The following is a 12,409-nucleotide window of genomic DNA, read 5'->3' on the forward strand; positions in this document are numbered from 1 at the left end:
TCGCGCCGCAGCCATTAACCTCACTCAGGGAAACGGTGCGGTGACGGGCAGGAGGGCCGATGATCCCCGAGGAGGACCGGCCAGCGGGCTGGCTGCGTGACTACGCCGGCATCGAGGCCGACATCCGACAGATGCGCGAGTTCGCCGACCGGCTCCAGGCCGAGGTCGAGCGCAACTACGCCCCCCACCTGTCGTACATCGCGGACGACATGAAGGCCCCCATCCCCAACCCGGCCGACGCTTTCGTCGAGCTGGTCCAGTTCCTCCAGGCGCACCACGAAACCCAGCGAGCCACCACCAAGGTCGTCTGGGGCATGGTCCCCGCGACCGGCCGCCTGGCCCAGGCGGCCGGCACGATCGCCGACCACTATGCCGGCTCCGACGCGTTCTCGTCCGCCCGGGTCTCCGACGTCGAGCGCGCCCTGGCCGGCCCCTCCGCGACGGCGGCACACCCCCTGCCCGCGCTCCCCGATCCGACCGGGCCGGAGAGCGGGCGGGTGGTGCTGCCGTGATCGAGCGGGGCAGCGGCCGGACGTCCGGCCTCACCGACTGGCGACTGATGGACGTGCTCAGCATGTGGGCCTGCCTCCAGGACCACGACACCACCGGGCACTGGAAGCAGGTCGCCGGCTGGCGCAAGGTCTGCGACCTCGCCCTGGCCCACCTGAGCCGTCTGCAGGAATACCGGCGCGGCCTCGCCGCAGCCTGGCCGCCGGAGACCAACGCCGCCGCCCGCGCGTACATCGGCGAGCTGGATCAGCTCATCGACCAGGTGCAACGAACCCACGACGCGGCCGCCGGGAACCACGACGCGCTCGCCGCCGCAACCCGCGCCATCGGCAGCACCCGCGCCGAGCTTGAGCCGCTCTACAAGGAGTACGCGACCAAGCTCCAGCAAAAGCAGGCGTACGAGGCGACAGTTGCCGATCCGAAGGCGGTGGCCGGGAGCCGGCTGCCGGAGCAGCCACCGGTGACCGACGCGGACCTGGAACGGCTGAACGTGCAGGCGCGCGGCCTGATGACGGGGCTCAGCGGCGAACTCCAGCAAGCCCAAGTAATGCTCCGCCAACCGCCGCCGAGGCCCCGCATCAACCCTCAGGTAGACCAAACAAACGCCGATGTGTATTCGGGAGCATCGGCTGCCCCGGTGATTCCCCCTATCGTGCCCATTCCAGTCACAGCAACCCGTCCCGCAACCACGGCAGGTCGGCCTGCGGCAAGCGCGCGGCAGGTGACGACGCCGACGGCGCCTGGCACCGGTCCGGTTCTCGGCGCCGGACCCGTACTCGGTGGTGCAGGCGCTGGATTGGCGACGCCCCCAGTCGCTCCAGTTACGCCCGCCGTCACACCTCCCTCCCCCCTTCAGCCTGGTCAGACGATAGGCCTGCCGCCCCTCACCGGCTCCTCTAGAGATGTCGGTACGGCGGGGCCAGTTCGCGTCCAGACTGGCCCAATCGGCCGGCCGAGCGCCGGTGGAGCAAGTGGTCTGCCACACGTTGCTCCGCCTACCCCGCCGCGATCGATGCCGCCAAGCGGACTGATAGGTGGCACGCCTGCCATGGGACTAGGTCAACCCGGCGGCACCAATCCGCCACGTCGAGTGAACCCAGTCGGAGGCGTATTTGGTAGCGGTGGTGCTGGCACTTCGCCAACGGGAGGCGCGGGTTCTCGCCCGGGCGCGGGACGTGCTTCTCAAGTTTGCGGCTTGCACGGCGCATCCCCGATCGGTGGAGCGCCGGGCATGGGCAACACATCCGGGCTTGGGAGTGCGCAGCCCAATCGTTCCCAAGGTGGCGCCGGCTCCGAATCGCACCGCTGGAATCCAGACCATCCTTGGGAGACAGAGGAAGGGGTCTCTCCAGTGGTTCGACCGCCAGACGAAGAAGGCCCGATCAACCCAGGTCCGGCCATCGGCTTCGACCGCTGATGAAGTTCATCCCAGCAACCGTTGGCCTCTTACTTGCATCCGCCGTAATCCCTTCGCCAGCCCCACAGGCGGCTGGCGCTCAGCCGCCTGGGGCTCAAAGAATCCGCACCGACCAGTGGCATCTGCGCTATCTCAAGGCCGCGGAAGCGCAGCAAATTAGCACGGGCGAGGGGACAATAGTCGCAGTGCCAGACACAGGGGTAGACCCACACCCCGACCTCAGAGACAACCTCCTTTATGGTCGAGACATCATCACGGGAGGCAGCGGAGATGGGCGTCAAGACCGCAATAGCCATGGCACCGGAATGGCTGGACTGATCGCTGCCCACGGACAGAAAGGCGGCACCGGCGCTCTAGGCATAGCTCCTAGGGCAAAAATCCTGCCCATTCGCACGAAGGTTGACAACGAGGACGGAGATAGCGACGATCTGGCCACTGCCATCAACTTCGCCGTCTCCAAGGACGCCGACGTTATCAGCATCTCCTCAGTTGCGGACTCCAGCCCCCAATTGCGCAAGGCCATCGACAACGCTGTCCGAGAAAATGTGATCGTAGTAGCTGGAGCCGGAAACCAGCCTCGGGATCAAGGAGTCAAATATCCTGCTGCGTATCCCGGCGTCGTCGCGGTCGGCGGTATCGATCGAACTAGCCACCACGCTGCCGTATCCGTCAGTGGGCCAGAGATTGATGTTGTCGCACCTGCCGTGGACATCTACAGCACCAGTACCGACGGCAAGTACCGCAAGGGCACCGGCACCTCCGACGCCACCGCCATTGTGGCGGGAGCAGCTGCACTGATCAGGTCGAAGTACCCCTACCTCCCCGCCCAGGAAGTCGCGCACCGGCTCACCGCGACCGCGATCGACAAGGGCCCACCTGGCCGGGACGACGAGTACGGCTACGGCGTCATCGACCTGGTCGCGGCGCTGACGGCGGACGTACCCCCGCTCGGCTTCGAATCCGTGGCGGCGAGCGCGCCGACCACGACGACCGCCGCGGAGCCGGCGTCGGCCGGCGGGGACGATGGCGCGACGGCGCGCGGCCTGGCCACGCTCGGTGTGCTGGTGGCGGCGGGCGGCGGTTACCTGCTCTGGCGGCGGCGTCGACGTGCCGACGGCCCGCCGCCGCGGATCAGCCGGTAGCGTCGGTCGGGTGCTGAACTCCGTACCGCTGCGCCTCGTCCTCGCCTCGCAGAGTCCCGCCCGCCGCAAGCTGCTCCAGGCCGCCGGGATCGAGCCCGACGTGCTGGTCAGTGGGGTGGATGAGTCCCAGGTGGTCAGTGACCGGGCCGAGGAACTGTGTCTGGAACTGGCCCGGCTCAAGGCGGAGGCGGTGCTGGGTCGGCTGCGGGCCACCCCGGACGAGCGGACGCTGGTGCTGGGGTGTGATTCGGTGCTCGCGTTCGACGGGGAGATCCTCGGCAAGCCGGCCGACGCGGCGGACGCCACGCGGCGGTGGGAGCGGATGCGGGGGCGCAGCGGCGTGTTGCACACCGGGCACTGCCTGATCGACGTCACCCGTGAGGCGCGCGCGGAGCGGGTCGCCTCCACCACCGTGCACTTCGCCGACATCAGCGACGCGGAGATCGCCGCGTACGTGGCGACGGGTGAGCCGCTGGCCGTGGCCGGGGCGTTCACCATCGACGGGTTGGGCGGCGTGTTCCTGACCGGGATCGAGGGCGACCCGGGCACGGTGGTCGGGCTCAGCCTGCCGCTGCTGCGCGGCCTGCTCGGCGAGTTGGAGCTGAGCGTGACGGACCTGTGGACGAAGGTTGCGCCAGGGGGCCAGGAGATCGAGCATCTCGGCTAACGTCCGGTCATGAGCACGAAGCCGCTGGCACTGACCCCGGAACTGCACGCCTACCTCGTCGCGCACGGGTCCGCCCCGGACGAGATCGTCCATGAGCTGACCGAGGAGACCCTGGCCGCGCTGCCGGCCCAGGCGGACATGCAGGTCGCGCCGGAGCAGGCCGCCTTCCTGACCTTCCTCACCCGGCTGCTCGGGGCGCGGCAGGCGGTGGAGGTCGGCACGTTCACCGGGCTCTCCGCCCTGGCGATCGCCCGGGGGCTGGCCGACGGCGGCCGGCTCACCTGCTTCGACATCTCCGAGGAGTACACCAGCGTCGCCCGCCGCTACTGGGTCCGGGCCGGCGTCGACGACCGGATCGACCTGCGCATCGGTCCGGCCGGGGAGACGCTGCGCGAGCTGCCCCGCGAGCGGTACCTGGACTTCGCGTTCATCGACGCGGACAAGGTCGGCTACCCGATCTACTGGGACGAACTGGTGCCGCGGATGCGTCCGGGCGCGGTGATCGCGGTGGACAACACGCTGCGCGGCGGCCGGGTGCTCGCCCCGCAGAACGCCGACGACCGGGCGATCGCCGCGTTCAACGACGAGGTCCTGGCCGACGTCCGGGTGGAGCCGGTGATGCTGCCGATCGCCGACGGCGTCACGCTCGCCCGGGTGCGCTGAGGCCGGCGTCAAGCCGGGCCGCGCCGGCCGACGGCACAGGCCCGGCGCGGTGGGGCAGGGCCGCCGGCAGCGCCCGGGCTCAGGCGGGAATCGGGATCGGGGCCCGTTCGTCGGCCGGGTGAGCGGCCCGCAGGGCGCGGCCGAGCCGCACGGCGAGCAGCCCGGCCGCCGCGATGAAGCCGGGCAGCAGCAGGAAAGCCAGGTGCGGGCCCACGCCGTCGGCCACCCACCCCAGCGCGACCGGCGCGATGCCGAAGCCCACCCCCATCGAGTACGACGACCAGCCCGCCGCCTTGTCGGCGGCCGGCCCGGCGACGGCGAGCGCGATGGAGATCACCAGCGGGTAGTGCAGGGCGTTGCCCAGCCCGAGCACGACCAGGCCGGCGACGGCGAGCCAGCCCACCGTGGCGACCCAGAACAGGGCGAAGCCGAGCAGCGACACGGTCAGCGCCGCCAGCAGCAGCGGCACCGCCGGCCAGCGCAGGGCGAACCGGCCGCCGGCCACCCGGCCGACGAACATCCCGCAGACGATCGCGGCGACCGCCGCCGACGCGCCACCGGCGCTCAGTCCGGCGTGGGTGCGCAGCACGTCGGCGGTCCACAGCGACAGACACACCTCGATCGAGCCGGTGAACGCCATCAGCACCCAGGCGATCCAGTATGTCCGGGGTAGCCGCTGGGCCGCTGCCCGGGTCGGCCCGTCGCCGGTCGGGTCGCCGGCACCGGCGTAGGCCGGCCGCGAGCCGGCCGGGTCGGCCCCGGTGACGGGTCGGTCGGCGTGCGGGAGGCGTACCCGGAAGGTCAGGGCGGCGAGGGCGACCAGCGCGATCAGCCCGACCTCGACGGCCATCACCGGCCGCCAGCCGTGGCCCGCGCCGACGGTGGCGCCGATGACCAGCGGGGCGAGGATGCCCATGCCGGCGCAGGCGGCGTTGGCCTCGGTGAGGGCGGCGGGGGCGGCCTCGCCGTGGCGGGCGGTGAGCACGACGCTGACCCCGCTGATCACCATCATGCCGAAGGTGGCGATCACCGCGACCGAGGCGATGGTCGCCGGCAGCGGATGCAGGAGGCCGAGCGCGGCGACGCCGGCGGCCACCCCGGCGAGCCCGAGCCAGATCGCGGAGCCGCGACCGAGGCGGCGGGCGACCGGCGCGAAGAGCGCCCCGCCGAGCAGCGCGCCGACCGCGATGCCGGTGCTGTGCAGGCCGGCGACGGCGGCGCTGGTGCCCTGCTCGTCGCGGAGCAGCGGTACGACCGGGCCGAACCCGTAGAGGAAGAAGCCCCACAGCCCCAGCTGGGCGTAGGTCAGCCAGGTGATCTTGTCACGGGTGAGGCGGGGCACCGGCCTTACGCTACAAGCGTCGGACCGGCGCCCCGCCCCAGGTGAGAGGCAGCTCTCTCAGCGAACGCTGCGGGCGAACTGCCGGGCGGCCCAGACCACGCCGGCCACGGCGAGCACCGCGGTGATGGTCAGCCCCTGCCAGACCTTGTCGTTGTCGAGGTCGCCGGCGAAGAGCGCACGGGTGCCGTCGACCGCCCAGGAGAACGGGTTCCACTCGGCGACGCCCTGGAGCCAGCCGGGGGCGAAGGTGAGCGGCAGCAGGATGCCGGAGAGCAGCAGCACCGGCTGGGCGACGGTGTTCATCAGCGGGGCGAGCGCGTCCTCGCTCTTGACCTTGAGCGCGACGCCGTACGAGACGGCCGAGGTCATCAACGCGATCAGCGCGAGCATCAGGTACGCCAGGAGCAGGTCCCCGATGAACACCCGCAGGTCGAACAGGAGCGCCAGCAGGGTGATGATGACGGCCTGTACGAGCAGCGAGACCACGTCCCGCAGCGAGCGGCCGAGCAGCAGGGCGAGCCGGCTGACCGGGGTGACCCGGGACCGTTCGATGACCCCGGCGCGCAGCTCGGCGATCAGGCCGAAGCCCTGGAACAGGCCGCCGAAGATGGCCAGCAGCACCAGCAGGCCGGGTACGAAGATCTTGTACGCGGCGGCCTGGGTGGGCGCGTTCAGCGCCGGCTTGAGCAGCGGGGCGAAGAGCAGCAGGTACATCACCGGCTGGAAGACGCCGACGAAGACCCAGACCGGGTTGCGCAGCAGCAGTTGGATCTGGCGCTCGAAGATGAGCCAGGTGTCGCGGGCGAGTTTCATGGTCGGTCTCCGGTTTCTCAGGACTCGCGCAGCGAGCGGCCGGTCTTGGTGAGGAAGACGTCGTCGAGGCTCGGGCGGTGCAGCTCGATGGAGCGCAGCTCCAGCCCGGCGTGGTCGAGGCGGCGCAGCACCTGCGGGATGGCCGTCGCGCCGTCCTCGACGTAGAGGCGCAGCCCGCCCTCCTCGGCGGTCTCCAGCTTGCTGACGTACGGCTCGGCGTCGAGCAGCTCCGCGGCCTGCGGGGTGGTGGCGGTGTCGAGGCCGACGAGCACCACGTCGCCGGAGATCTCCCGCTTCAGCTCGGCCGGGGTGCCCCCGGCGACCACCTCGCCGTGATCCATGATCGCGATCCGGTCGCAGAGCGCGTCCGCCTCGTCCAGGTAGTGCGTGGTGATGAAGACCGTCATCCCGTCGGACCGCAGCCGGCGGATCTCGTCCCACATGTGCGCCCGGCTCTGCGGGTCGAGGCCGGTGGTCGGCTCGTCCAGGAAGACGATCTTCGGCTCGTGGATGATGCCGAGCGCGATGTCGACCCGCCGCCGCTGGCCGCCGGAGTACGTCTTGCACTTGCGGTCGGCGTACTCGGTGAGCTGGAAGGCGTCCAGCGCGCGGGCGGCCCGTCGGTGCGCCTCGGCCTTGCCGATGCCGTAGAGCCGGGCCTGCAGGACCAGCTCCTCGCGGGCGGTGGACTCGTCCCAGGTGCTGCCGCCCTGGGCCACGTAGCCGATCCGGCGGCGCACCTCGGCCGGGTCCTTGCGCAGGTCGGCGCCGGCGATGGTGGCCTCGCCGCCGTCGGGCTCGATGAGGGTGGCGAGCATCCGCAGGGTGGTGGTCTTGCCGGCGCCGTTGGGGCCGAGGAAGCCGAAGATCTCCCCTTCCGCCACCGTGAGGTCGACGCCCCTGACGGCGTCCACGGTCTTCGTCTCGCGACCTGCCCGGGAGCGGAACGACTTCCGCAGTCCCCTGGTCTCGATCATTTCTGCTCCTGGTCGTCCGGGCCGGCGCACCGGCCGTTCTCGCCTGGGGACGACGCCGGACGGCGTACTCCCCCCGTTGTGCGGGGCTCAGGCTAACGCGATATAGCGTCTGTAGTCAACGTTGATTATTGCTCGGTGGTCGCGTCCAGGCCCCGGTCGCCGCCGGACTCGCCGGCCGCGCCCAGGTTCTGCTGCTGCCACTCGACCCAACTCTCCCCGCCGACCAGTCCAGCAGGTAGGTACGACATCCCGGACTCGATCCGCTCGGCGATCCGCTCGCACCAGGCGATCTCCGCCTCCGAGCGGGCCGACCAGAGTTCGAAGATCCAGCCCACGTGCACCGGCCGGGTGGTCCGCATCCACTCGGAGTCCATCGCCGCCCGCATCGACTCGACGCCGGCCCGCAACAGCATCGCCCGGTTCCGCAGGGCCGCCGCCGCCTCCTCCCGGGGCAGGGCCGGCAGGAAGGAGAAGGCCGCGGTGAACGGATCGGCGGGCTCCTGCAACTGCCACCACAGTCCGCGCAGCAGCGTCTCGAACTCGTCCGCGCCCTTATCCGTGATCTCGTACGTGGTCCGCGCCGGCCGGCCGCCGACCTGCTCGGTGGCGACCGCGCGGAGCAGCCCCTCCTCGGCCAGCTTCCGCAACGCGTGGTAGATCGAACCAGGCTGGATGTTGGCCCACTTGTCGGCGCTCCAGCTCAGCAGCTCACGGCGCACGTCGTAGCCGTGCACCGGTTGCATCCACTTGACCAGCCCGAGAATCATCATCCGCGTCGCCGACATCGGACAAGCGTAATAAACAAGTTTGACTAGTGCGCGCATTCGAGTGCGGCATCCCACACTGAGCGATCGTTAGGGTCGCGAGGCCGGCCGATACACTCCCGACATCGACCTCCCGGGAGGAGCCACCAAGGTGCGCAAGGTACTCATCGCCAACCGCGGCGAGATCGCCGTCCGCGTCATCCGCGCCTGCGGCGACGCCGGTCTGGGCAGCGTCGCCGTCTACGCGGACTCCGACCGGGACGCCCTGCACGTCACCCTCGCAGACGAGGCGTACGCGCTCGGCGGCGACACCGCGGCGGAGAGCTACCTGCGGATCGACAAGCTGATCGACATCGCCGGGAAGGCCGGCGCCGACGCGGTGCACCCCGGCTACGGCTTCCTCTCCGAGAACGCCGACTTCGCCCAGGCCGTCGTCGACGCCGGGCTGACCTGGATCGGCCCCACCCCGCAGGCCATCCGGGACCTCGGCGACAAGGTCACCGCCCGGCACATCGCGCAGCGCGCCGGCGCGCCGCTGGTCCCCGGCACCCCGGACCCGGTGGGCAGCCCGGACGAGGTGATGGCCTTCGCCGTCGACCACGGCCTGCCGGTGGCCATCAAGGCCGCCTTCGGCGGTGGCGGTCGCGGCCTCAAGGTCGCCCGCACCATGGAGGAGATCCCGCAGCTCTTCGAGTCGGCCACCCGGGAGGCGGTCGCCGCGTTCGGCCGGGGCGAGTGCTTCGTCGAGCGGTACCTCGACCAGCCCCGCCACGTCGAGGCGCAGGTCCTGGCCGACCAGCACGGCAACGTGATCGTGGTGGGCACCCGGGACTGCTCGCTGCAGCGCCGGCACCAGAAACTGGTCGAGGAGGCCCCCGCGCCGTTCCTCACCGACGCGCAGCGCACCCAGATCCACGACAGCGCCAAGGCCATCTGCCGGGAGGCCGGCTACCACGGCGCCGGCACGGTGGAATACCTGGTCGGCAGGGACGGCATCGTCTCCTTCCTGGAGGTCAACACCCGGCTCCAGGTCGAGCACCCGGTGACCGAGGAGACCGCCGGCATCGACCTGGTCCGCGAGCAGTTCCGGATCGCCGACGGCGAGAAGCTGCGCTTCACCGAGGATCCGACCCCGCGCGGCCACTCCATCGAGTTCCGGATCAACGGCGAGGACCCGGGCCGCAACTTCCTGCCCGCCCCGGGCACCGTGACCGCGCTGCGGCTCCCCACCGGCCCGGGCGTCCGGGTGGACACCGGCATCTCGGCCGGCGACGTGATCGGCGGCAACTTCGACTCGCTGCTGGCCAAGGTGATCATCACCGGCGAGAACCGGGCCGAGGCGATCGAGCGGGCCCGCCGGGCACTCGACGAGATGGTCGTCGACGGCATGGCCACGGCGCTGCCCTTCCACCGGCTGGTGGTCCGGGACGAGGCGTTCACCGCCGAGCCGTTCACCGTGCACACCCGGTGGATCGAGACCGAGTTCGACAACACCGTGCCGGCGTTCACCGCCGCCGCCGGCGCCGCCGAGGCGCCGGCCGAGCGCGAGACCGTCGTGGTCGAGGTGGGTGGCAAGCGGCTGGAGGTCACCCTTCCCGCCGGCCTCGGCGCCGGTACGACCACCGGCGCGCCCGCCGCGAAGAAGCCGGCTCGCCGGGGCGGCGGGGCCAAGGCGGGGGCCACGGTCAGCGGTGACGCGCTCACCTCCCCCATGCAGGGCACCATCGTGAAGATCGCCGTGGCGGACGGGGACACCGTCGCCGAGGGCGACCTGGTCGTCGTCCTGGAGGCGATGAAGATGGAGCAGCCCCTGCACGCCCACAAGGCCGGCACGGTCAGCGGCCTCTCCGCCGAGGTCGGTGCGGTCATCACGGCCGGCGCCGCGATCTGCACCATCGCCTGACTCACCGCCGGGCGGGCCTGGACCACGGATCGAGGCCGACCGGCGGGGCCCGACGGGTGGTGTGGGACACCAGCGGCGGCGGGAGCGGCCGCGAGCAGGAATGATGTTCGGGTGCGGTTCCTTCATGGCGCGGCTCCCGCGCACGACCTGACCTACAACGACGTCTTCATGGCGCCGGCCCGCTCCGAGGTGGGCTCGCGACTCGACGTCGACCTGGCCACCGGCGACGGCACCGGTACCACCGTCCCGCTGGTGGTGGCGAACATGACCGCGGTCGCCGGCCGCCGGATGGCCGAGACCGTCGCCCGACGCGGCGCCATCGCGGTGATCCCGCAGGACATCCCGATCGAGGTGGTGGCCAGCGTCGTCGCCTGGGTCAAGCAGCGGCACCTGGTGCACGACACCGCGATCACCCTCGGTCCGACGGACACCGTGGGCGACGCGATCCACCTGCTGCCGAAGCGCTCGCACGGCGCGGTCATCGTGGTCGACGAGGCCGGCCGCCCGGTGGGCGTGGTGACCGAGGCCGACACCGTCGGCGTGGACCGGTTCGCCCAGCTCCGGCACGTGATGTCGACCGAACTGCACATCGTGCCGGCGGACGCGGACCCGCGTACCGGCTTCGACCGGCTCTCGGCCGGGCGGCGGCGGCTCGCCCCGGTGGTGGACGCGGAGGGTCGGCTGGTCGGGGTGCTCACCCGGCAGGGCGCGCTGCGCGCCACCCTCTACAAGCCGGCCGTGGACGACCGGGGCCGGCTGCGGATCGCGGCGGCGGTGGGCATCAACGGCGACGTGACCGGCAAGGCCGCCGCCCTGCTCGAGGCGGGCGTCGACACGCTGGTCGTGGACACCGCGCACGGCCACCAGGAGCGGATGATCTCGGCGCTGCGGGCGGTGCGCAAGCTCGACCCGGCGGTCCCGGTGGCGGCCGGCAACGTGGTCACCGCGGACGGCGTACGCGACCTGGTCGAGGCGGGCGCCGACATCATCAAGGTCGGCGTCGGCCCGGGTGCGATGTGCACCACCCGGATGATGACCGGCGTCGGCCGGCCGCAGTTCTCGGCGGTCCTCGACTGCGCGACGGCGGCCCGGGCGCTGGGCCGGCACGTCTGGGCGGACGGCGGCGTACGCCACCCGCGCGACGTGGCGCTGGCCCTGGCGGCCGGGGCGTCCAACGTGATGATCGGCTCGTGGTTCGCCGGCACCTACGAGTCCCCCGGCGACCTCTACACCGATGCGGACGGCCGCCGGTACAAGGAGAGCTTCGGGATGGCCTCGGCCCGGGCGGTCAGCGCGCGTACGGCCGAGGACAGCGCGTTCGACCGGGCCCGGAAGGCGATCTTCGAGGAGGGCATCTCCACGGCCCGGATGTACCTGGACCCGGCCCGCCCCGGCGTCGAGGACCTGATCGACGAGATCATCTCCGGGGTACGCAGCGCCTTCACCTACGCCGGTGCGCGCAACCTGGACGAGTTCCACGAGCGTGCGCTCGTGGGGGTGCAGAGCACCGCCGGCTACACCGAGGGCATGCCCCTGCCCACCAGCTGGTGAGCCGACCACGGAGCGGGCCCCGAGCAACGGCAGCAGGCGGTCACTCGAAGAGGCGGCGGATGACCGTGCGGGCGGTGGCCTCCGGGTCCCGCCCGGCGTCGGGCGGCAGGGCGCCGGCCAGCCAGAGGGTGGCGAAGCCGTGCACGATCGACCAGGCGGCGAGCGCGTCCCGGTCGGGGGTCGACCCGGCGGGCAGGGCGGCGACCCCGCCGCGCAGCGCCGCCCCGGCCCGGGCGCGCGCGGCGGCCACCTCGGGGTCGTCGGCCCGGTAGAGCCCCGGCGCGAACATCACCTCGAAGTGGGCGCGGTGGTCGGCCGCGAAGCGGACGTACGCCACCCCGATCTCGAGCAGGTCGTCGCCGGGCCGGCGCAGCGCCTCGGCGAGCAGGTCGAAGCCCTCGACGGCGAGCGCGGTGAGCAGGCCGGCCTTGTCGCCGAAGTGGTGCGCGGGCGCGGCGTGTGAGACGCCCGCCCGACGGGCCAGGTCACGGAGGCTCAGCGCGGCCGGCCCGGACTCGCCGATCGCCTCGACCGCGGCGGCGAGCAGGGCTCGTCGCAGGTCGCCGTGGTGGTATCCGCGGGTCGTCGTCGTCACCCCTGGAGCATATCTTGGCAGCGACAAGATGTGACTGTCGGAAAATGGTTCGGTCCCTGACGATC

General features: G+C 71.9%; 11 protein-coding genes. 6 read left to right on the plus strand and 5 right to left on the minus strand.

Annotated features, from left to right (window positions below; genetic code table 11):
• The first annotated feature begins 59 nt into the window (after positions 1–59).
• The 4 genes from SLP03_RS03310 to SLP03_RS03325 all read left to right on the plus strand — a co-directional run bounded on the left by SLP03_RS03310 (position 60) and on the right by SLP03_RS03325 (position 4,399).
• A complete protein-coding gene (locus SLP03_RS03310; protein WP_319458998.1) occupies positions 60–512 on the plus strand; it encodes a hypothetical protein in 453 nt (150 codons plus the stop codon).
• A 1,414-nt stretch (positions 513–1,926) separates the two neighbouring features.
• Positions 1,927–3,069 carry a type VII secretion-associated serine protease mycosin gene (gene mycP, locus SLP03_RS03315; RefSeq protein ID WP_319458999.1) on the plus strand — a complete coding sequence of 381 codons (1,143 nt, stop codon included), beginning with the start codon at positions 1,927–1,929 and terminating at the stop codon, positions 3,067–3,069.
• Positions 3,070–3,079: 10 nt separating this feature from the next.
• The gene (locus tag SLP03_RS03320; RefSeq protein ID WP_319459000.1) at positions 3,080–3,736 is read left to right on the plus strand and encodes a Maf family protein; all 657 of its coding nucleotides are present in this window, start codon (positions 3,080–3,082) and stop codon (positions 3,734–3,736) included.
• Between the two features lie 9 nt (positions 3,737–3,745).
• Positions 3,746–4,399, plus strand: coding sequence for an O-methyltransferase (locus tag SLP03_RS03325; protein ID WP_319459001.1), 654 nt, complete (start codon positions 3,746–3,748; stop codon positions 4,397–4,399).
• A 79-nt stretch (positions 4,400–4,478) separates the two neighbouring features.
• Here SLP03_RS03325 and SLP03_RS03330 read toward each other — a convergent pair whose 3' ends face one another.
• From SLP03_RS03330 to SLP03_RS03345, 4 genes are all read right to left on the minus strand, one after another.
• Complete coding sequence (locus SLP03_RS03330; RefSeq protein WP_319459002.1) at positions 4,479–5,741, minus strand: MFS transporter; 1,263 nt, start codon at positions 5,739–5,741, stop codon at positions 4,479–4,481.
• A gap of 57 nt (positions 5,742–5,798) precedes the next feature.
• Positions 5,799–6,554: an ABC transporter permease gene (locus SLP03_RS03335; protein WP_319459003.1), complete on the minus strand. Its 756-nt coding sequence runs from the start codon at positions 6,552–6,554 to the stop codon at positions 5,799–5,801.
• A gap of 17 nt (positions 6,555–6,571) precedes the next feature.
• Positions 6,572–7,531 (minus strand): ATP-binding cassette domain-containing protein, encoded by a 960-nt coding sequence (locus tag SLP03_RS03340; RefSeq protein ID WP_319459004.1) that lies wholly within the window; start codon positions 7,529–7,531, stop codon positions 6,572–6,574.
• Positions 7,532–7,656: 125 nt separating this feature from the next.
• Positions 7,657–8,316, minus strand: coding sequence for a PadR family transcriptional regulator (locus SLP03_RS03345; protein WP_319459005.1), 660 nt, complete (start codon positions 8,314–8,316; stop codon positions 7,657–7,659).
• Positions 8,317–8,446: 130 nt separating this feature from the next.
• Here SLP03_RS03345 and SLP03_RS03350 point away from each other — a divergent pair, with 130 nt between their 5' ends.
• Positions 8,447–10,198, plus strand: coding sequence for an acetyl/propionyl/methylcrotonyl-CoA carboxylase subunit alpha (locus SLP03_RS03350; protein ID WP_319459006.1), 1,752 nt, complete (start codon positions 8,447–8,449; stop codon positions 10,196–10,198).
• Positions 10,199–10,309: 111 nt separating this feature from the next.
• Positions 10,310–11,749 carry a GuaB1 family IMP dehydrogenase-related protein gene (locus SLP03_RS03355; protein WP_319459007.1) on the plus strand — a complete coding sequence of 480 codons (1,440 nt, stop codon included), beginning with the start codon at positions 10,310–10,312 and terminating at the stop codon, positions 11,747–11,749.
• 40 nt (positions 11,750–11,789) lie between these two features.
• Here the strand turns inward: SLP03_RS03355 and SLP03_RS03360 are convergent, their stop codons facing one another.
• Positions 11,790–12,344: a TetR/AcrR family transcriptional regulator gene (locus SLP03_RS03360; protein ID WP_319459008.1), complete on the minus strand. Its 555-nt coding sequence runs from the start codon at positions 12,342–12,344 to the stop codon at positions 11,790–11,792.
• Between the last annotated feature and the right edge of the window lie 65 nt (positions 12,345–12,409).

The sequence above is a fragment of the Micromonospora sp. RTP1Z1 genome, from assembly GCF_033804685.1.
GTDB lineage: Bacteria > Actinomycetota > Actinomycetes > Mycobacteriales > Micromonosporaceae > Micromonospora.

Excerpts from the sequence above, each read along its gene's own strand:
- SLP03_RS03310 (WP_319458998.1), top strand. The coding sequence starts at position 60 with ATGATCCCCGAGGAGGACCGGCCAGCGGGCTGGCTGCGTGACTACGCC.
- mycP (WP_319458999.1), top strand. The coding sequence starts at position 1,927 with ATGAAGTTCATCCCAGCAACCGTTGGCCTCTTACTTGCATCCGCCGTA.
- SLP03_RS03325 (WP_319459001.1), top strand. The coding sequence starts at position 3,746 with ATGAGCACGAAGCCGCTGGCACTGACCCCGGAACTGCACGCCTACCTC.
- SLP03_RS03335 (WP_319459003.1), bottom strand. The coding sequence starts at position 6,554 with ATGAAACTCGCCCGCGACACCTGGCTCATCTTCGAGCGCCAGATCCAA.
- SLP03_RS03340 (WP_319459004.1), bottom strand. The coding sequence starts at position 7,531 with ATGATCGAGACCAGGGGACTGCGGAAGTCGTTCCGCTCCCGGGCAGGT.
- SLP03_RS03345 (WP_319459005.1), bottom strand. The coding sequence starts at position 8,316 with ATGTCGGCGACGCGGATGATGATTCTCGGGCTGGTCAAGTGGATGCAA.